This is a genomic window from Kitasatospora sp. NPDC059327 (genome assembly GCF_042752535.1).
Classification (GTDB): domain Bacteria; phylum Actinomycetota; class Actinomycetes; order Streptomycetales; family Streptomycetaceae; genus Kitasatospora.
The window spans coordinates 267,162-286,041 of sequence record NZ_JBHYYB010000001.1; the positions used below are offsets into that span (position 1 = coordinate 267,162).

15 protein-coding genes are annotated in these 18,880 nt (G+C 72.3%); 10 read left to right on the forward strand and 5 right to left on the reverse strand.

What is annotated here, in order from left to right:
* Nucleotides 1–36 precede the first annotated feature (36 nt).
* Nucleotides 37–1,071 (reverse strand): heat-inducible transcriptional repressor HrcA, encoded by a 1,035-nt coding sequence (hrcA, locus tag ACFXHB_RS01010; RefSeq protein WP_380571150.1) that lies wholly within the window; start codon nucleotides 1,069–1,071, stop codon nucleotides 37–39.
* A 261-nt stretch (nucleotides 1,072–1,332) separates the two neighbouring features.
* Here hrcA and htpX point away from each other — a divergent pair, with 261 nt between their 5' ends.
* From htpX to ACFXHB_RS01025, 3 genes are read left to right on the forward strand one after another with little or no spacing between them, the layout of a single operon-like run.
* On the forward strand, nucleotides 1,333–2,253 hold the full coding sequence (htpX, locus tag ACFXHB_RS01015; RefSeq protein WP_380571151.1) for a zinc metalloprotease HtpX: 921 nt from the start codon (nucleotides 1,333–1,335) through the stop codon (nucleotides 2,251–2,253).
* Between the two features lie 30 nt (nucleotides 2,254–2,283).
* Complete coding sequence (locus tag ACFXHB_RS01020; protein ID WP_380571152.1) at nucleotides 2,284–2,868, forward strand: hypothetical protein; 585 nt, start codon at nucleotides 2,284–2,286, stop codon at nucleotides 2,866–2,868.
* A 31-nt stretch (nucleotides 2,869–2,899) separates the two neighbouring features.
* The gene (locus tag ACFXHB_RS01025; RefSeq protein WP_380571153.1) at nucleotides 2,900–3,733 is read left to right on the forward strand and encodes a DUF3097 domain-containing protein; all 834 of its coding nucleotides are present in this window, start codon (nucleotides 2,900–2,902) and stop codon (nucleotides 3,731–3,733) included.
* 164 nt (nucleotides 3,734–3,897) lie between these two features.
* Here ACFXHB_RS01025 and hemW read toward each other — a convergent pair whose 3' ends face one another.
* A complete protein-coding gene (hemW, locus tag ACFXHB_RS01030) occupies nucleotides 3,898–5,127 on the reverse strand; it encodes a radical SAM family heme chaperone HemW (RefSeq protein ID WP_380571154.1) in 1,230 nt (409 codons plus the stop codon).
* Between the two features lie 57 nt (nucleotides 5,128–5,184).
* Nucleotides 5,185–7,107, reverse strand: a complete 1,923-nt coding sequence (locus ACFXHB_RS01035; RefSeq protein WP_380571155.1) for an AMP-dependent synthetase/ligase — start codon at nucleotides 7,105–7,107, stop codon at nucleotides 5,185–5,187.
* 326 nt (nucleotides 7,108–7,433) lie between these two features.
* On the opposite strand from ACFXHB_RS01035, the gene ACFXHB_RS01040 reads away from it, so the two are divergent.
* From ACFXHB_RS01040 to ACFXHB_RS01055, 4 genes are all read left to right on the forward strand, one after another.
* Entirely contained in the window at nucleotides 7,434–9,167 is a 1,734-nt protein-coding gene (locus ACFXHB_RS01040; protein WP_380571156.1) for an ABC transporter ATP-binding protein, read from the forward strand.
* A gap of 110 nt (nucleotides 9,168–9,277) precedes the next feature.
* Nucleotides 9,278–11,176 carry an ABC transporter ATP-binding protein gene (locus ACFXHB_RS01045; RefSeq protein ID WP_380571192.1) on the forward strand — a complete coding sequence of 633 codons (1,899 nt, stop codon included), beginning with the start codon at nucleotides 9,278–9,280 and terminating at the stop codon, nucleotides 11,174–11,176.
* Nucleotides 11,177–11,276: 100 nt separating this feature from the next.
* Nucleotides 11,277–12,203 carry an RNA polymerase sigma factor SigJ gene (gene sigJ, locus ACFXHB_RS01050; RefSeq protein ID WP_380571157.1) on the forward strand — a complete coding sequence of 309 codons (927 nt, stop codon included), beginning with the start codon at nucleotides 11,277–11,279 and terminating at the stop codon, nucleotides 12,201–12,203.
* A 130-nt stretch (nucleotides 12,204–12,333) separates the two neighbouring features.
* Nucleotides 12,334–13,401, forward strand: coding sequence for an NAD(P)/FAD-dependent oxidoreductase (locus tag ACFXHB_RS01055; protein WP_380571158.1), 1,068 nt, complete (start codon nucleotides 12,334–12,336; stop codon nucleotides 13,399–13,401).
* A gap of 67 nt (nucleotides 13,402–13,468) precedes the next feature.
* Here the strand turns inward: ACFXHB_RS01055 and lepA are convergent, their stop codons facing one another.
* Nucleotides 13,469–15,337, reverse strand: coding sequence for a translation elongation factor 4 (gene lepA, locus ACFXHB_RS01060; RefSeq protein ID WP_380571161.1), 1,869 nt, complete (start codon nucleotides 15,335–15,337; stop codon nucleotides 13,469–13,471).
* A 291-nt stretch (nucleotides 15,338–15,628) separates the two neighbouring features.
* Between lepA and ACFXHB_RS01065 the strand changes: the two genes are divergently transcribed.
* The 3 genes from ACFXHB_RS01065 to ACFXHB_RS01075 all read left to right on the forward strand — a co-directional run bounded on the left by ACFXHB_RS01065 (nucleotide 15,629) and on the right by ACFXHB_RS01075 (nucleotide 17,775).
* Complete coding sequence (locus ACFXHB_RS01065; RefSeq protein ID WP_380571162.1) at nucleotides 15,629–15,934, forward strand: antibiotic biosynthesis monooxygenase family protein; 306 nt, start codon at nucleotides 15,629–15,631, stop codon at nucleotides 15,932–15,934.
* A gap of 168 nt (nucleotides 15,935–16,102) precedes the next feature.
* Entirely contained in the window at nucleotides 16,103–16,369 is a 267-nt protein-coding gene (gene rpsT, locus ACFXHB_RS01070) for a 30S ribosomal protein S20 (protein ID WP_380571163.1), read from the forward strand.
* A 629-nt stretch (nucleotides 16,370–16,998) separates the two neighbouring features.
* Nucleotides 16,999–17,775: a hypothetical protein gene (locus ACFXHB_RS01075; RefSeq protein WP_380571164.1), complete on the forward strand. Its 777-nt coding sequence runs from the start codon at nucleotides 16,999–17,001 to the stop codon at nucleotides 17,773–17,775.
* Between the two features lie 87 nt (nucleotides 17,776–17,862).
* Here the strand turns inward: ACFXHB_RS01075 and holA are convergent, their stop codons facing one another.
* Nucleotides 17,863–18,864 carry a DNA polymerase III subunit delta gene (gene holA, locus ACFXHB_RS01080; protein WP_380571165.1) on the reverse strand — a complete coding sequence of 334 codons (1,002 nt, stop codon included), beginning with the start codon at nucleotides 18,862–18,864 and terminating at the stop codon, nucleotides 17,863–17,865.
* Between the last annotated feature and the right edge of the window lie 16 nt (nucleotides 18,865–18,880).

Sequence of the window (18,880 nt, forward strand, 5' to 3'; positions counted from 1 at the left end):
TGGTACCGGTGTCACAGGTGTGACGCCGGTCGTTCCCTACGACTCGGCCAGGATCTGACCCACGTACCGTGCCACCGCTCGCACCGCCCCCATTGTGCCCGGATAGTCCATCCGGGTCGGACCGATCACACCCAGTTTGGCCACGCTCTCGTCGCCCGAACCGTAACCGACGGAGACGACGGAGGTGGAATTGAGCCCTTCGTACGCGTTCTCCCGGCCGATCCGGACCGTCATCCCGGCGTCGGCGGTCTCACCCAGGAGGCGGAGCAGGACGACCTGCTCCTCCAGTGCTTCCAGCACCGGCTGGATGGTGAGCGGGAAGTCGTGGCCGAAGCGGGTCAGGTTGGCCGTGCCGGCCAGCATGATCCGCTCCTCGTTCTGCTCGGCGAGCGCCTCGAAGAGCGTCGCCAGGACGACGGTGACGGCCGGCCGGTCCGCCGCCTCGAACATCGCCGGGAGCTCGTCCAGCAGCCCCGGCACCTCGGGCAGCCGCACCCCGACGGCCCGCGTGTTGATCTTGGCGCGGAGGTCCGCGAGGACCACCTCGCCGACCGCGCCCGGACAGTCGACCATCCGCTGCTCGACCCGGCCGGTGTTGGTGATCAGGACCAGCATCACCTTGGCCGGGGCCAGCGCGACCAGCTCGATGTGGCGCACGGTGGACCGGGAGAGCGAGGGGTACTGGACCACCGCGACCTGCCGGGTGAGCTGGGCGAGCAGCCGGACCGTGCGGGCGACCACGTCGTCCAGGTCCACCGCGCCGTCCAGGAAGTGCCGGATCGCCCGCCGCTCGGGCGCGCTCATCGGCTTGACCTCGGCGAGCCGGTCGACGAAGAGGCGGTACCCCTTGTCGGTGGGGATCCGCCCGGCGCTGGTGTGCGGCTGGTGGATGAAGCCGTCCTCCTCCAGCGCGGCCATGTCGTTGCGGACGGTGGCCGGGGAGACCCCGAGGTTGTGTCGTTCGACGAGGGCCTTGGAGCCGACCGGCTCCTCGGTGCCCACGTAGTCCTGGACGATGGCGCGGAGCACGGCGAGCTTGCGTTCGTCGAGCTGGCGGACCTCACCGGCCATGGGGCACGCACCTCCCTCTTCGCACGTTGTCCGTTGTGACATGTCCGTTCCGGCATGTTCCGGGCCGCTCTGGGCGGACCCGCGGCTTTGGCACTCCGAGCAGACGAGTGCCAGAACCGTACCTGCCAGTGTAAGGCCCGGGTCCGACGGCAGGAACGGCCCCGCCGGGGTGATCCTGCCCGCACTCCGCGGCACGCGGGTGATGCCGCCGGACCGGCCGGGTGGCAGCATCGATAGCGAACGGCGAACGGAGGACCAGCGATGTCGACCTCGGGCCAGCACACCCGCTTCGCCCCGGACCGGGGCCTGACCGGCCGCATGGTCGGGACGATGTTCGTGATCGGACTGCTGTACGTCGGTTTCACCGGCCTGCTGATCGCGCTGCTGCGCGGCGCCTGGCCACTGATCGTGCTGATCTCCGGCGGGCTGTTCGTGGCCCAGTTCTGGTTCAGCGACAAGATCACCGAACGGGCGATGGGCGCCCACCGGGTCACCCCGGAGCAGTACCCCCAGCTGCACGGCACCGTGGACCGGCTCTGCGCGCTCGCCGACATGCCCAAACCGCGGGTGGCGGTCGCCGACAACGACATGCCGAACGCCTTCGCGACCGGCCGCAACCCGCAGAACGCGGTGGTCTGCGTCACCACCGGCCTGCTGCGGCGGCTGGAGCCGGAGGAACTGGAGGGCGTGCTGGCGCACGAGCTGTCGCACGTGGCCCACCGGGACGTCGCGGTGATGACCATCGCCGGGTTCCTCGGGGTGCTGGCGGGGGCGATGACCCGGATCGCGATGTACGGCGGCTTCATGGGCGGCGCCCGGAACAGCAACGACTCCAACGCCGCGCTCGCCGCCCTGGTCATCCCGCTGGTGTCGGTCGTGGTGTACGCGCTCAGCTTCCTGCTGACCCGGCTGCTCTCCCGCTACCGGGAACTGGCCGCCGACCGGGCCGCCGCCCAGCTCACCGGCCGGCCCAGCGCGCTGGCCTCGGCGCTGACCAAGGTGACCGGCCAGATCGCGGCGATCCCGACCAAGGACCTGCGCCAGGCGCAGGCCTACAACGCCTTCTACTTCGCCCCGGCGCTGAGCGCCCGGGACGCCGCCTCGCAGCTGTTCTCCACCCACCCGTCGCTGGAGAAGCGGCTGGAGCAGCTGGCGAGGATCTCCACCCAGCTCGGCCACTGAGCCGCTGCACGAGCCCCGGAGGGGACCGCCGTGGGAATCCTGGACACGCTGTTCGGCCGCACCAAGCCGGTCAAACCCGATCTCGACCAGTTGTTCGGCGTGCCGTCGGCCGCGCTGACCCTGGAGGCGGCGGCCGGCTTCCGGCCGACCGGCGTCGGGTCGGTCTGCTTCGCCTCCGTGGAGGGCGGGGCGTTCGTCGAGGTCGAGCGGCAGGTCCGGGCGCTGCTGGACGCCGACACCGAGCGCGGCGGCGTCCCGGTGGAGGCCTCCAAGGACGCGTACGGCTACTCGTGGCTGCTCGCCCGGCACACGCCCGAGGAGCTGCCGGAGCTGGTCAACGACCTGCACGCGGTCAACAGCGAGCTGGAGGGCAACGGGTTCGGGCCCCAGCTGCTCTGCTCGCTGGTGGCCTTCCGCGGTCCCGAGGAGCAGCCGCTGGCGCTGGTCTACCTCTACAAGCGCGGCACTTTCTACCCGTTCGCGCCGGTGCCGGGCGGCGGGGAGAAGCGCGACAGCCCGCTGGAACTGCAGGTCAACGCCATGTTGGGGAACGACCTGCGGCTGGAGAAGGACCTCACCCGGTGGTTCCCGGTCTGGGGCGCGCCGGGTCTGTGACGCCCCGTCGGGCCTGCCTATAGTCACCTGCATGCGCAGCCGCGAGTACGGACCCGACCTCACCCCGCCGTGGAAGCGGCAGCAGCCGGCGCCCGAGGTGCCCGCCGACCGGGACCTCGTGGTCGAGGAGGCCGCGACCGGCTTCTGCGGCGCGGTGGTGCGCTGCGAGCGGACCGCCGAGGGGTTCACCGTCACCCTGGAGGACCGTTTCGGCAAGCACCGGGTCTTCCCGCTGGCCCCGCGCGGCTTCCTGCTCGACGGGAAGGCGGTCACCCTGGTGCGGCCCGCCGCCGCCGCGCCGGCGCCCTCCCGCGCCCCGGGCCGGACGGCCTCCGGCTCGGTCGCCGTCCCCGGCGCCCGGGCCCGGGTGGCCCGCGAGTCGCGGATCTACGTCGAGGGGCGGCACGACGCCGAGCTGGTCGAGCGGGTCTGGGGGGACGACCTGCGGATCGAGGGCGTGGTCGTCGAGTACCTGGAGGGCATCGACGACCTGCCCGCGATCGTCGCCGACTTCGCCCCCGGCCCCGGCCGCCGGCTCGGCGTCCTGGTCGACCACCTGCTGCCCGGCACCAAGGAGCACCGGATCGCCGCCCGGGTCACCGGGACCGCGGCGCTGGTCGTCGGCCACCCGTACATCGACATCTGGCAGGCCGTGAAGCCCGGCTCGGTGGGCGTTCCCGGCTGGCCGGACGTCCCGTACGGCGAGGACTGGAAGGAGGGCGTCTGCCGCCGCCTCGGCTGGCCGGTGGACACCCCCGCCGCGTGGAAGCGGATCCTCGCCTCGGTCGACTCCTACAAGGACCTGGAGCCCGCGCTGCTGGCGAAGGTGGAGGAGCTGATCGACTTCGTGACGACGGAGGAGTGACGCGGGACCGACCCCACGCGGGACCGACCGCACGCGGGACCGGCGGCCGTCGCGCGCTCCCGCCGGCGGCGGGCACGGCGGGAACGGAGCCCGCGGGCGCGGGGCCGTAGGAACGGAACGCGCCGGAACGGAGCCCGCGGGCGCGGGGCCCGCCGGAACGGAGCTCAGTCCACCAGGTCACGCACCACGGCGTCGGCCAGCAGGCGGCCCTGGAGGGTCAGGGTGGCCCGGCCGCCCTCGTGGTCGGCGCGGTCCAGCAGGCCGTCGGCGAGGTGCCGGTCGGCGGCCCGCAGGCCGGTCCCGGTCAGCAGGGTGAGCGGGATGCCCTCGGCGAGGCGCAGTTCGAGCAGGATCCGCTCGACCCGGCGGTCCTCGTCGGTGAGCAGTTCCCGGCCCTGGGCCGGGGTGCGGTCCTCGGCGAGGGCGCAGGCGTAGCCGGCCGGGTGCTTGGCGTTCCACCAGCGGACGCCCCCGACGTGGCTGTGCGCGCCGGGCCCGGCCCCCCACCAGTCGCCGCCGGTCCAGTAGAGCTCGTTGTGGCGGCACCGGCCCTCGGGGGTGGTGGACCAGTTCGAGACCTCGTACCAGGAGTAGCCGGCGGCGGCGAGCGCCTCCTCGGCGATCAGGTAGCGGTCGGCGTGCACATCGTCGTCGATCATCGGCAGCTCGCCGCGCTTCACCCGGGCGGCCAGCTTGGTGCCGTCCTCGACGATCAGCGAGTAGGCCGAGACGTGGTCCGGGCCGGCGCCGATCGCGGCGTCCAGGGAGGCCCGCCAGTCGTCGTCGGACTCGCCGGGGGTGCCGTAGATCAGGTCGAGGTTGACGTGGTCGAAGCCGGCCGCGCGGGCCTCGGCCACGCAGGCCTCCGGGCGGCCCGGGGTGTGGTGGCGGTCGAGCAGCCGCAGCACGTGCGGGCGGGCGCTCTGCATGCCGAAGGAGACCCGGTTGTAGCCGCCCTCGCGCAGCTCGGCGAGGTAGGCCGGGTCGACCGACTCGGGGTTGGCCTCGGTGGTGACCTCGGCGTCGTCGGCGAGCCCGAACTCGTCGCGGATCGCCGCCAGCATCCGCACCAGGTCCCGGGCGGGCAGCAGGGTGGGCGTGCCGCCGCCGAGGAAGACGGTCCGCACCGGCAGGTCGGCGGAGCCGAGCACCCGGCGGGCGAGCCGGATCTCGGCGACCACGTTGTCGGCGTACGTCTCCTGGGAGGCGACGGCGCCCGAGGAGCGCAGCTCGGTGGCGGTGTAGGTGTTGAAGTCGCAGTAGCCGCAGCGGCTCGCGCAGTACGGCACGTGCAGGTAGAAGCCGAAGGGCCGCGACCCGAGCCCGGCGAGGGCGTGCGCGGGCAGGGAACCGTCGGACGGCACGGGTTCGCCGTCGGGGAGAGCGGAGGGCATGACCCCATTGTCCCGTACGGCCCGGGTGGTCCCGGGCCGTACGGCACCGCGAGCGGATCAGGCCTCGTTGGCGCCCGCGTACATCTCGGTGACGGCGTCCGCGTAGGTCCGCTCGACCACCGGGCGCTTGATCTTCAGGCTCGGCGTGAGCTCGCCGTGCTCGATGTCCAGGTCGCGCGGGAGCAGGGTGAACTTCTTGACCGTCTGCCAGCGCTGGAGGTCGGTGTTGAGGCGCTGCACGAAGCCGTCGATCAGCCGGTGCACCTTCGGGTCGCCGACCACCTCGGCGTACGACTTGCCGGCCAGGCCGTGCTCGGCGGCCCACGGCATGATCACCGCCTCGTCCAGGCCGATCAGCGCGGTGCAGTAGTTGCGGCCGTTGCCGATCACCAGGATGTTGCTGACGAACGGGCAGACCGCCTTGAACTTGCCCTCCACCTCGCTCGGCGCGACGTACTTGCCGCCGGAGGTCTTGAACATGTCCTTCTTGCGGTCGGTGATCCGCAGGAAGCCGTCCCGGCCGAGCTCGCCGATGTCCTCGGTGTGGAACCAGCCGTCCGGCTCCAGCACCTCGGCGGTCTTCTCCGGCAGGTTGTGGTAGCCGCGCATCACGCCGGGGCCCCGGAGCAGGATCTCGCCGTCCTCGGCGATCCGGATCTCGCTGCCGGGCAGCACGGTGCCGATGGTGCCGACCCGGAGGTCCTCGGCGGGGTTGACGCAGATCCCGGCCGAGCTCTCGGTCAGGCCGTAGCCCTCCAGGACGGGCACGCCGACACCGGCGAAGAAGTAGCCGATCTCGGGGGCCAGCGCGGCGCTGCCGGAGACCGAGCCGCGCATCCGCCCGCCGAACGCGGCCCGGATCTTGGCGTACACCAGCTTGTCGGCCAGCGCGTGCCGCAGCCGCAGCCCCAGCGGCGCGCTGTCGCGCCCGGTGGCGATCCGGTTGGCCTGGGTGACCCGGGCGTAGTCCCGGGCGGTCCGCGCCGCCCACATGAAGATCTTGTACTTGGCGCCGCCCTCGGCCCGGGCCTTGCCGGCGATGCCGTTGTAGACCTTCTCGAAGATGCGCGGCGCCGAGGCCATCATGGTCGGGCGGATCACCGGCAGGTTGTGGATGATCCGGTCGACCCGGCCGTCCAGCGCCATCACGTGACCGGTGGCGATCTGGCCGCAGATCAGGCTCTTGCCGAACACGTGCGACAGCGGCAGCCACATGAACTGCACGTCATCCGCGCGCAGCAGCCCGCTCTGCTCCTGGGCCCGGCCCTGGTAGGCCCAGCAGTCGTGCACCAGGCGCACGCCCTTGGGGCGGCCGGTGGTGCCGGAGGTGTAGATGAGGGTGGCCAGCTGCTCCTTGTCGAGCGCGGCGACGGCCTTCTCCACGGCGTCCGGGTGGTGCTCCAGGTACTCCGCGCCGAGCTGCTCCAGCTCGGCCAGGGTGAGCACGTTCAGGCCGGCCGGCATGGTGGCCGGCCCGGTGCCGTCGAAGAGGACGGCGGTGCGCAGCTCGGGCAGCTGCCCGAGCTCGCCGACCACCTTGGCCAGCTGCTTCTCGTTCTCGACGAAGAGCGCTCTGGAACCCGAGTCGGAGAGGATGTAGGCCGTCTCGTCGGCGTTGGTGCTGGGGTAGACGGCCGTGGTGGCCGCGCCCGCGCACATGTTGCCGAGGTCGGCGATGATCCACTCCAGCCGGGTGGAGGACATCAGCCCGACCCGGTCCTCGGGGCGGACGCCCAGCGACAGCAGGCCGGCGGCCACCGCGTACACCCGGGTGGCGGTCTGCGCCCAGGTCAGCGAGCGCCACTGCTCGGCGCCCGGGGCACCGTCCGCCGCGTGCTCGTCCACCGGGACGGGGAACCGGTAGGCCTCGTCCGCCGGGGTGGCGGCGACCCGCTCCAGGAACAGGTGGGCGACGGAGGCGGGACGCCCGGCGACGATGTCGGCACGGCCGGAGTCGGTCAGGGACTGCGCGGAACTCAACGAGGACCTCCGGGGGCGGGTGGCCGTCTGAGGGATGTCGCGGCGTCCGTGAGGGCGGTCGCCGGGCCCCCGGGTCGACCGATCGGGTACCGGCGAGTAACAAGGGGGGCAATCAGCAGCCTAGGGGGAAACCGGTCATTCCGTAAGAGGGTGCGGACAGTCGGCACGGCGGCGGGCCACCAGTGCACCGCGCAACCGGGCCCGCCGGTGGATTCGGCAAAGGACTGGACAAACCTCGGGGCGGCGAGGCCGGAATCAGCTGTACGAGTGCACCGAAGCATGAGAATTGGGATGCGAATCCCACCGCCGACGACAAGAGTGTGCCAGTGCTGATCAGACTGCTCAGGGCGTACCTGCGCCCGTACTCCCGACCGATCTCCCTGCTGGTGCTGCTCCAGCTGGTGTCCACCCTCGCCCTGCTCTACCTGCCGACGCTGAACGCCGACATCATCGACCAGGGCGTGGTCAAGGGCGACACCGGTTACATCCTGCGCATCGGCGGTGTGATGATCGCCGTCACCGTCGTCCAGGCGCTCTGCTCGATCGGCGCCGTCTACTACGGCGCGCGCACCGCCATGGCGTTCGGCCGGGACGTCCGGGCCGCCGTCTTCGACCAGGTGCAGACCTTCTCCGCCCGCGAGGTCGGCACCTTCGGCGCGCCGTCCCTGATCACCCGGACCACCAACGACGTCCAGCAGGTCCAGATGCTGGCCCTGATGAGCTTCACCCTGATGGTCGCCGCGCCGATCATGTGCGTCGGCGGCGTCATCATGGCGCTCAACCAGGACGTGCCGCTCTCCGCCCTGCTGCTGGCCGTCGTCCCCCTGCTGGGCGTCGTGGTCGTCCTGCTCGTCCGCGCGCTGCGCCCGAAGTTCCGCAGCATGCAGAAGAGGATCGACACGGTGAACCGGGTCCTGCGCGAGCAGATCACCGGCATCCGGGTCATCCGCGCCTTCGTCAAGGACGACCACGAGCAGGCCCGGTTCGCCGACGCCAACCAGGACCTCACCGGCGTCGCCCTCCAGGTCGGCCGGCTGATGTCGTTCATGTTCCCCGCCGTGATGCTGGTGGTGAACGTCTCCAGCGTCGCCGTGCTCTGGTTCGGCGCGCACCGGATCGACAGCGGCGGCATGGAGATCGGCGGGCTGACCGCCTTCCTCTCCTACCTGATGCAGATCCTGATGAGCGTCATGATGGCCACCTTCATGTTCATGATGGTGCCGCGCGCCGAGGTCTGCGCCGAGCGCATCCAGGAGGTCCTGGACACCGGCTCCAGCGTCGTCCCGCCGTCCTCGCCCGTCACCGAACTCCTGACCCGGGGCCACCTGGAACTGCGCTCCGTCGAGTTCCGCTACCCCGGCGCCGAGGCCTCCGTACTGCGCGGCATCGACATCACCGCCCGCCCCGGCGAGACCACCGCGGTCATCGGCTCCACCGGCAGCGGCAAGTCCACCCTGCTCGGCCTCGTCCCCCGGCTCTTCGACGCCACCTCCGGACAGGTCCTGCTGGACGGCGTGGACGTCCGCGCACTCGCCCCCGAGACGATCGCCGAGACCGTCGGCCTCGTCCCGCAGAAGCCCTACCTGTTCACCGGCACCGTCGCCAGCAACCTGCGCTACGGCCGGCCCGACGCCACCGACGAGGAACTCTGGCACGCCCTGGAGGTCGCCCAGGCCAAGGAGTTCGTCGAACGCCTGCCGGAAGGCCTCGACGCCCCCATCGCCCAGGGCGGCAGCAACGTCTCCGGCGGCCAGCGGCAACGCCTCGCGATCGCCCGCGCGCTCGTCCGCAAGCCCGGCGTCTACCTGTTCGACGACTCCTTCTCCGCACTCGACTACGCCACCGACGCCAGGCTGCGCAAGGCACTCGGCCGGGAGACCGCCGACGCCACCGTGCTGATCGTCGCCCAGCGCGTCTCCACCATCCGCGACGCCGACCGGATCGTCGTCCTGGACGAAGGCGCCGTGGTCGGCAGCGGCACCCACGGCGAACTGATGGCCGGCAACCCGACATACCGGGAGATCGTGCTCTCCCAGCTCACCGAGCAGGAGGCGGCGTGACCACCCCGCAGGACAAGGCGCCCACCAAGAAGGGCCCCGGCGGCGGCGAACCGCCCAGCGACTCCCAGGCGGCCGCCGCCCGCCGCGGCCCGGCCGGACCCGGCCGGTTCATGGGCGGCCAGGGCTCCGAGAAGTCGATGGACTTCAAGGGCTCCGGCAAACGGCTGCTCGCCCTGCTGCGCCCCGAACGCGCCCTGCTCAGCGGCGTCCTGGCACTCGGCGTGCTCAGCATCGGCTGCGCCGTGACCGGCCCCAAGGTGCTCGGCGAGGCCACCGACCTGATCTTCGCCGGCGTGGTCGGCCGGCAGTTCCCGGCCGGCACCTCCAAGGCGGACGCCGTGGCGGGCGTGCGGGCCCACGGCGACGGCGGCGTCGCCGACCTGCTCGCCGCGGTCGACTTCACCCCCGGCCAGGGCATGGACTTCGGCGCGATCGGCACCGTGCTGCTCTGGGTGCTGGTGATCTACCTCGCCTCCGCCGCCTTCGGCATCCTCCAGGGCCGGATCGCCACCAAGGCGATCCAGCGGACCAGCTACCGGCTGCGCCAGGACGTCGAGGCCAAGCTCTCCCGGCTGCCGCTCAGCTACTTCGACAAGCAGCCGCGCGGCGAGGTGCTCAGCCGGGTCACCAACGACATCGACAACATCGGCCAGTCCATGCAGCAGACCATGGGCCAGGTGGTGAACTCGCTGCTCACCGTGGTCGGTGTGCTGGCGATGATGTTCTGGATCTCCCCGCTGCTCGCCCTGATCGCGCTGGTCTCCGTCCCGCTCTCGGTCGTGGTCGCGACCAAGGTCGGCAAGCGGGCACAGCCGCAGTTCGTCCAGCAGTGGAAGTCCACCGGCCAACTGAACGCGCACATCGAGGAGATGTACACCGGCCACGCCCTGGTGAAGGTCTTCGGCCGGCAGAAGGAGTCCGCCGAGACCTTCCGGGAGCACAACGAGGCGCTCTACGCGGCCAGCTTCCGGGCCCAGTTCATCTCCGGGATCATCCAGCCCGCGATGATGCTGATCGGCAACCTGCAGTACGTGCTGGTCGCCGTCGTCGGCGGTCTGCGGGTCGCCAGTGGCGCGCTCTCGATCGGCGACGTGCAGGCCTTCATCCAGTACTCGCGGCAGTTCAGCCAGCCGCTCACCCAGGTCGCCAGCATGGCCAACCTGGTGCAGTCCGGCGTCGCCTCCGCCGAGCGCGTCTTCGAGCTGCTGGACGCGCCCGAGCAGACCCCGGAGCCGGCCATGCCGGAGCGCCCCGACGCGCTGCGCGGCCGGGTCGCCTTCCAGGACGTCTCGTTCCGCTACGACCCCGACAAGCCGCTCATCGACGACCTCTCGCTGAAGGTCGAGCCGGGCCAGACCGTCGCCATCGTCGGCCCGACCGGCGCCGGCAAGACCACCATGGTCAACCTGCTGATGCGCTTCTACGAGGTCAGCGCCGGGCGGATCACCCTGGACGGGGTCGACATCGCGGCGATGTCCCGCGAGGACCTCCGCTCCGGCATCGGCATGGTCCTCCAGGACACCTGGCTGTTCGGCGGCACCATCGCCGAGAACATCGCGTACGGCGCCCAGGAGGCCACCCACGAGCAGGTCGTCGAGGCGGCCAAGGCCGCCCACGTGGACCGCTTCGTACGGACCCTGCCGAACGGCTACGACACCGTCATCGACGACGAGGGCACCGGCGTCAGCGCGGGCGAGAAGCAGCTGATCACCATCGCCCGGGCCTTCCTGGCCCAGCCGTCGATCCTCGTCCTGGACGAGGCGACCAGCTCGGTGGACACCCGCACCGAGGTGCTGATCCAGCGCGCCATGGCCCGGCTGCGCACCGGCCGCACCAGCTTCGTGATCGCCCACCGGCTCTCCACCATCCGGGACGCCGACGTGATCCTGGTGATGGAGAGCGGCTCCATCGTCGAGCAGGGCACCCACGACGAACTGATCGCCGCCGCCGGCGCGTACGCCCGGCTGTACCAGGCGCAGTTCGCCGAGGCCGTGGCCGAGGTCGACTGACCGGCGACCGCCGGCGGGCACCGCCCGGAGGGGGAGGTCGGGTGCACCGGCCTCCCCCTCCGGCGCTCCGCCCGGCGGCCCCGGGCGCTACGGTGGGCCCGTGAGTGACGACCTGTCGGCCGCCGGCGCGGCACACCCCGACGCCTTCGAGGCGAACCGGCGCTACCTGGGCTCGGTCGCCTACCGGCTGCTCGGCTCGTTCAGCGACGCCGAGGACGTGCTGCAGGAGGCCTGGCTGCGCTGGCGCTCCGCCGACCGGTCCGGCGTGGCCGACCCGCGCGCCTTCCTGACCACCGTCGTCACCCGCCTCTGCTACGACCAGCTGGGCTCCGCCCGGGCCCGCCGGGAGGCCTACTTCGGCGAATGGCTGCCCGAGCCGGCCGTCTCCTACCAGGACACCCCCGCCTCCCCGGCCGAACTCGCCGAACTCGGCGAATCCGTCTCACTGGCGCTGCTCGCCGTCCTGGAACAGCTCACCCCCGCCGAACGCGCCGCCTTCGTGCTGCACGACGTGTTCGCGGTCGGCTTCGACGAGATCGCCGCCTCGCTCGACCGCTCCCCCGACGCCGCCCGCCAGCTCGCCTCCCGGGCCCGGCGCCGGGTGAAGGAGGGCGGACGGCGGGCCACCGCCGAACCCGCCGAGCACCGGCAGGCGGTGGCCGCGTTCGCCGCCGCCACCGCGCGCGGCGACATCGAGGGCCTGCTGGCCGTGCTCGACCCGGACGTGGTCTGGCACTCCGACGGCGGTGGGGTCGTCTCCGCCGGCGCCCGCCCGGTGCACGGCGCCGACAAGGTCTCCCGCCTGGTGGCCGGCCTGGTCGCGAAGTGGTTCACCCCGGGCATGGAGATCGAGCCGGCGACGGTCAACGGCGAACCCGGCCTGCTCTGGCTCGACACCGAGGGGGCGGTCGGCGGCGTGCTGGCGTTCACCGTCGCCGACGGCCGGATCACCGAGGCCTATGTCGTGGTCAATCCCGAGAAGCTGACCCGGGTGACCAGGACCGGACCGGCGCGGCCGGGCCTGTGACCGGGCGGCCGGGTCTGTGACACCCCTCACTGTCACAGCCTGACCCGCCGCGTCGTCCCCTTTCCGAACACGCACCGAGCGCGTGGTCGACCGGGCGCTCCGAGCGGGCGCTCCGAAGGAGGCGGACGACATGACCGAGAAGCAGATCGTCGTACTGGGCGCCGGCTACGCGGGGCTGAGCGCGGCGACCCGGGCGGGCCGGCGCCACCGGGTGACCCTGATCGCGCCGGAGGCCCGCTTCCTGCACCGCGTCCGCCAGCACGAGACCGCCGCCGGCCACCCCGAGCACCGGCCCACCCTGGCCGAGGTGACCCGCCGCCGCGGCGTGCGGCACGTCCGGGCCCGCGCCACCGGCCTGGACCTCGCCGCCCGCAAGGTGTTCCTGGACACCGGCGAGGCCGTCGCGTACGACACCCTGGTCTACGCCCTCGGCAGCCGCACCGCCTGGCACGCCGTCCCCGGCGCCGAGCGGCACGCCTACCCCGCCGAGCGGGCCGCCGAACTGGGCGAGCGGCTGCGCACCGCCGGCCGCCCCGGCACGGTCGCCGTGGTCGGCGGCGGCGCCACCGGCATCGAGCTGGCCACCGAGCTCGCCGAGGCCCACCCCGGGTGGCGGGTGCGGATCGTCGCCGCCGGCCAGGTCGGCGGCTGGTTCTCGGCCCGGGGCAGGGGCCACGTCCGTACGGTCATGACCCGGCTCGGGATCGAGGTGCACGAGCGGAGCACCGTGACCGAGGTCGACACCGAGGGCCTGCGCACCAGCGCCGGCCGGATCCCCGCCGACGTGGTGGTCTGGGCCGCCGCCATGGAGCCGCACCCGCTGGCGGCCGAGGCCGGCCTGACCGTCGATCCGGGCGGCCGGGCGCTGGTCGACGACCACCTGCGCTCGGTCTCGCACCCGGAGGTGCACGTCATCGGCGACGCCGCCGCGGTGACCGTCCCCGGCACCGGCACCCTGCGGATGGGGTGCGCCACCGCCCTGCCGATGGGCGGCTACCTCGGCAAGGTGCTCGCCGGGCGCACCGACAAGCCCTTCGCGTTCCGCTACACCCTGCAGTGCCTGAGCCTCGGCCGCCGGGAGGCCCTGGTCCAGCTGATCCACGGCGACGATTCGATGCGGCCCTCGATCCTGACCGGCCGGACCGCACGGCTGATCAAGGCCGCCATCGTCAACGGCGTGGTCCTGGCACTGCGCTGAGACGCCGACGGGCCCGGGGCGACCACTCGCCCCGGGCCCGTCGGCCGTGCTCGGCTCGCGCCGGTGGCTACTTCTTCTCCTTCGGCGTATCGGCGTCGGTGGACAGCGCGGCGATGAAGGCCTCCTGCGGGACCTCCACGCGGCCGACCATCTTCATCCGCTTCTTGCCTTCCTTCTGCTTCTCCAGCAGCTTGCGCTTACGCGAGATGTCACCGCCGTAGCACTTGGCGAGAACGTCCTTGCGGATCGCGCGGACCGTCTCACGGGCGATCACCCGGGAGCCGATGGCCGCCTGGATCGGCACCTCGAACTGCTGGCGCGGGATCAGCTTCTGCAGCTTGCCGGCCATCATGACGCCGTAGTTGTACGCCTTGTCCTTGTGCACGATCGCGGAGAACGCGTCCACCGCGTCACCGTGCAGCAGGATGTCGACCTTCACCAGGTCGGCCGTCTGCTCGCCGATCGGCTCGTAGTCGAAGGAGCCGTAGCCGCGGGTCTTGGACTTCAGGTGGTCGAAGAAGTCGAAGACGATCTCCGCGAGCGGCAGGGTGTAGCGCAGCTCCACCCGGTCCTCGGACAGGTAGTCCATGCCCTGGAGGTTGCCGCGGCGGGCCTGGCACAGCTCCATGATCGCGCCGACGAACTCGTTCGGCGCGAGGATGGTGCCGCGCACGACCGGCTCGTGCACCTCGGCGATCTTGCCGGTCGGGAACTCGCTCGGGTTAGTGACGGTGTGCTCGGTGCCGTCCTCCATCACCACGCGGTAGACCACGTTCGGGGCGGTGGAGATCAGGTCGAGGTTGAACTCGCGCTCCAGGCGCTCCCGGATGATCTCCAGGTGCAGCAGGCCCAGGAAGCCACAGCGGTAGCCGAAGCCGAGCGCGACGGACGTCTCCGGCTCGTAGACCAGCGCGGCGTCGTTCAGCCGCAGCTTGTCGAGCGCGTCGCGCAGCAGCGGGTAGTCCGAGCCGTCCAGCGGGTAGAGGCCGGAGAACACCATCGGACGCGGGTCCTTGTAGCCGCCCAGCGGCTCGGTCGCACCCTTGTGCATCGAGGTGATGGTGTCACCGACCTTGGACTGCCGAACGTCCTTCACGCCGGTGATGATGTAGCCGACCTCGCCGACGCCCAGGCCGTCGGCGACCTTCGGCTCCGGGGAGATGACACCGATCTCCAGCAGCTCGTGCGTCGCACCGGTCGACATCATCGCGATCCGCTCACGCTTGGTGAGCTGACCGTCGACGACACGGACGTAGGTGACCACGCCGCGGTAGGAGTCGTACACCGAGTCGAAGATCATCGCGCGGGCCGGAGCGTTCTTGACGCCGACCGGAGCCGGGATCTTGTCCACCACGTGGTCGAGCAGCTCCGGCACACCGAGACCGCTCTTGGCGCTGACCTTGAGGACGTCCTCCGGGTCGCACCCGATGATGTGGGCGAGCTCGGCGGCGTACTTCTCCGGCTGGGCGGCCGGCAGGTCGATCTTGTTGAGCACCGGGATGATCGTGAGGTCGTTCTCCAGCGCCAGGTACAGGTTGGCGAGGGTCTGCGCCTCGATGCCCTGGGCCGCGTCCACCACGAGGATGGTGCCCTCGCAGGCGGCGAGCGAACGGGACACCTCGTAGGTGAAGTCCACGTGGCCCGGGGTGTCGATCATGTTGAGGATGTGCGTCGTGCCGACGTCCGGTCCGGTCTTCGGCGCCCACGGGAGGCGGACCGCCTGCGACTTGATCGTGATGCCGCGCTCGCGCTCGATGTCCATCCGGTCGAGGTACTGGGCGCGCATCTGCCGGGGGTCGACGACCCCGGTGATCTGCAGCATCCGGTCGGCGAGCGTCGACTTGCCGTGGTCGATGTGGGCGATGATGCAGAAGTTGCGGATCAGCGCCGGGTCGGTACGGCTGGGCTCTGGCACATTGCTGGGGGTCGCGGGCACCTTGGTCCGATTCTCCGTTGGTCCGGGGGCCGGGGGTGTCCGGGTCATCGCTGACCGGTTTCCCGGGGACCGGACAGTCGTCCGATCGAAATAGTTCTTCCCATCCTCCCACGAGCGCGACGTCCGCCGCCGTTCGGTTCCGCCGGGGCCGCTCCGGGGGCTCCGCCGCCTTGCCGGCCGCTTCTTCCGTCACCTCCTCCGGCGCTTCTTCCCTCGCCCCTCCCTCGCCCCTCCGTCGCGTCCTCCGTCGCGTCTTCCCGCGGTCGGTCCCGCCGGGCAGGATGGGCTCCCATGATCCTGGAAAGCGCCCTCCTCGATGTCGTCCCCGGCCAGGAGGACGCGTTCCTCGCCGCCTTCACGGAGGCCAGGCCACTGATCGCGGTCCAGTCCGGCTTCCGCTCCCTCACCCTGCGCCGCTGCCTCGACGAGGGGCGCGGCGCCAGGTTCCTGCTCCAGGTGGAGTGGGAGACGCTGGAGGACCACACGGAGGGGTTCCGCCGCTCCGCCGAGTACCAGCGGTGGCGCGAGCTGCTGCACCGCTTCTACCAGCCGTTCCCCGAGGTGGAGCACTACGGAGAGCCGCTGCTCCACGCCTGAGCCGCACCCGGCCGGTTTGGGAGGGCGGATGCCCCCTGGTAGCCTGGGGCGCTGCACCTGGCCTCGGCATGCCCTCTCAGCTTGCCCGGCGGCCGCGCGGTGCAGAACTCCCCCAGCCTCTGGCCGGGGGGCCCAAGAATCGTTAACTGACAAGACTGAGGCTCCTTCGTGGCGAACATCAAGTCCCAGATCAAGCGCAACAAGACCAACGAGAAGGCGCGCCTGCGCAACAAAGCCGTCAAGTCCTCGCTGAAGACCGCCGTGCGCAAGGCCCGTGAGGCCGCCGCCGCCGGTGAGACCGAGAAGGCCATCGTGCTGGCCCGCGCCGCCTCCAAGGCGCTGGACAAGGCCGTGAGCAAGGGCGTCATCCACGCCAACCAGGCCGCCAACAAGAAGTCGGCCATCACCAAGCGCGTCAACGCCGTCCAGGCCTGACTCCGCCGGGGCCCACGGCCCCGAGCGCCCCAGGGCGAACCGGCCCTCTACCCGGACTCCTGAGGCGCGAGTTCGAGACTCGCACCGCACGCGGCCTGCGTTCGCCACGCGGGTGCGGTGCACAGAGCATTGCCGGAAGTGCCCGATCGTAGGCGCTTCCCCGACTGCCCGCCCGGTCCCCACCGGGCGGGCAGTCGGCGTTTGTGCCGCGTCCGAGCCGCGTCCGACCGTGTGGCGCGCCCGACGGTGGGGCGCGTCCGGTCTCCGGAGCAACGCCGCCCTCCCCGGCCACCCGGTCCGGCGCCCCGGCCGGCCCGTGCCGCGGCGGGCGGCCGCGACTCCTGTCGCGTACCGCGCCCCGGCCGCTATGGTCGGTCACGGCAGTTCGGGGAGCACGCGCACGGCGCCCGGCCTCGCGGTGGCACGTCCCCCTTCGGGACCACCGCTCCGGGGCGGCCCGGTCGCGGCCGGCACCTTCGTCGACGCTCAGGGGGGCACCTATGGCGACGCCACCACCGCCACCACCGACCGGCCGACCGGGATTCGGCGGCCTTCCGCCGCAGCAACCGCCACCGCCCGGCTCGACCCCGGGCTTCGGGCCTCCGCCCGGACTGCCCGCCTCACCCGGCATGCCTCCCGCACCCGACACGCCCCCTCCCCGGTCCGGGGATCCGGGGCGGCAGCGTGGGGCAGCCGGAGCGGACGGAGCAGCCGGACACGGTGGGACGGCGGGGCACAGCGGAGCGGCGGGGAAGGGCGGCCACCTGCGCCGCAACGCCCTCTGGGCGTTCGTCGGCGCCGTCCTCGCGTCGGCGGCCTGGGCCGGCGCCGTGGCCCTCGTGCCGCGGCTCGTCCAGGCCGGCGGCTCCCCCGCGCAGAGCCTCCACGGCTATCACGCCGTCGACAAGCTCTGCGAGGCGGGCAAGCTCAGCGCGTTCCACCAGAAGTACCGCATGGTCGACAACTACCCGCTGCAGCACACCGGCCGGTCCGACTCCATGGACATCATGCGGTGCTACGCCCTGGTCAAGCGGGCCGTCGACGGGAGCGACGTCGCGGACTACGCCACCCTCGACATCCGCGCCGAACTGCACAGGAGCGTCGACTCCAGGCCCGAGTTCACCGCCACCCGGGGCTACTTCGCGCAGCAGAAGTACGAGATCACCGAGGTGCCGGACCTCGGCGAGGAGGCCTACCTCGCCTACGGCGACGAGCCGACCAGCTCCGACAAGACCTTCCACGACATCAACTACTACCTGCAGGTCCGGGACGGCGGGATGACGTACTCCCTGTTCTGGACGGACAACTACCAGGTCGGGAAGAACACCACGCTGGACCGCGAGACCGTCCGCCGGGCGATGCTCGACGACACCCGGGACATCCTCAAGGCGATCGGTGGCCCGTAACAACCGGGGGCACGGCGGTACCGGGCCGGTGGGTTCGCGTCGCGGGTCCGGGTCGGCAGGGGGCCGGGTCGCGGGTCCGGGCCCGGCTCAGTAGGAGCGGGCCCCGGAGCCGGCGCGGGCGGCCCTGGCGACGGCCACCACGGCCCGTTCCAGCGCGAACGCCGGATCGTCGGAGCCGCCCTTGACGGCGGCGTCCGCCTGCGCGATCGCCGTCAGGGCCACGGCCACGCCGTCGCCCGTCCACCCGCGCATCTGCTGACGGACCCGCTCGACCTTCCACGGCGGCATCCCCAGCTCGCGCGCCAGGTCGGCCGGGCGCATGTTCCGCCCGGTGGTCGCCAACCGGCCGATACTGCGGACCCCGGCGGCCAGCGCGTACGTGATGCCGGTCGGGGGCTGCCCCACGGCGAGCGCCCAGCGCAGCCGTTCCAGGGCCTCGGCCGCCCGGCCGGTGACCGCGAGGTCCGCCACCTCGAAGCCGGTCGCCTCGGCCCGGCCGCTGTAGTAGCGGGCCACCACCGTCTCGTCGATGGTGCCCTCGACGTCCGAGGTGAGCTGGCTGCACGCGGCGGCCAGCTCGCGCAGGTCGCTGCCGAGCGCGTCCAGCAGCGTCTGGCACGCCTCCGGGGTGGCCGACCGCCCGAGCGTCCGGAACTCGCCCCGGACGAAGGCCAGCCGGTCCGACGCCTTCGCCAGCTTCGCGCACGCGACCTCCCGGCCGCCGGCCTTCCGCCCGGCGTCCAGCAGGCCCTTGCCCTTGGCGCCGCCCGCGTGCGCCAGCACCACGATCACTTCCTCGGCCGGGGCCTCGATGTACGCCTTCAGCTCCTTGACGGACTCGGCGGAGAGGTCCTGAGCCGCCCTGACCACGATGACCTTGCGCTCGGAGAACAGCGAGGGCGTCGTCAGCTCGGCGAGGCTGCCGGGCTGCAGGGTGCCGGGAGGGAGATCCCGCACATCGGTGTCCGGGTCCGCCGCCCTCGCCGCCGCCACCACCTGGGCGACCGCGCGGTCGAGCAGCAGCTCCTCCTGGCCGACCGCGAGGGTCAGCGGGGCGAGCAGGTCGTCGGGTGCACTCTTCCTGGCCATCGCCTACCAGCATCCC

What these genes read in the sequence shown, in the direction of transcription:
- hrcA (WP_380571150.1), bottom strand. Translation starts at nt 1,071, where the DNA reads ATGGCCGGTGAGGTCCGCCAGCTCGACGAACGCAAGCTCGCCGTGCTC.
- htpX (WP_380571151.1), top strand. Translation starts at nt 1,333, where the DNA reads ATGTCGACCTCGGGCCAGCACACCCGCTTCGCCCCGGACCGGGGCCTG.
- ACFXHB_RS01025 (WP_380571153.1), top strand. Translation starts at nt 2,900, where the DNA reads ATGCGCAGCCGCGAGTACGGACCCGACCTCACCCCGCCGTGGAAGCGG.
- hemW (WP_380571154.1), bottom strand. Translation starts at nt 5,127, where the DNA reads ATGCCCTCCGCTCTCCCCGACGGCGAACCCGTGCCGTCCGACGGTTCC.
- ACFXHB_RS01045 (WP_380571192.1), top strand. Translation starts at nt 9,278, where the DNA reads ATGGGCGGCCAGGGCTCCGAGAAGTCGATGGACTTCAAGGGCTCCGGC.
- ACFXHB_RS01055 (WP_380571158.1), top strand. Translation starts at nt 12,334, where the DNA reads ATGACCGAGAAGCAGATCGTCGTACTGGGCGCCGGCTACGCGGGGCTG.
- ACFXHB_RS01065 (WP_380571162.1), top strand. Translation starts at nt 15,629, where the DNA reads ATGATCCTGGAAAGCGCCCTCCTCGATGTCGTCCCCGGCCAGGAGGAC.
- ACFXHB_RS01075 (WP_380571164.1), top strand. Translation starts at nt 16,999, where the DNA reads ATGCCTCCCGCACCCGACACGCCCCCTCCCCGGTCCGGGGATCCGGGG.
- holA (WP_380571165.1), bottom strand. Translation starts at nt 18,864, where the DNA reads ATGGCCAGGAAGAGTGCACCCGACGACCTGCTCGCCCCGCTGACCCTC.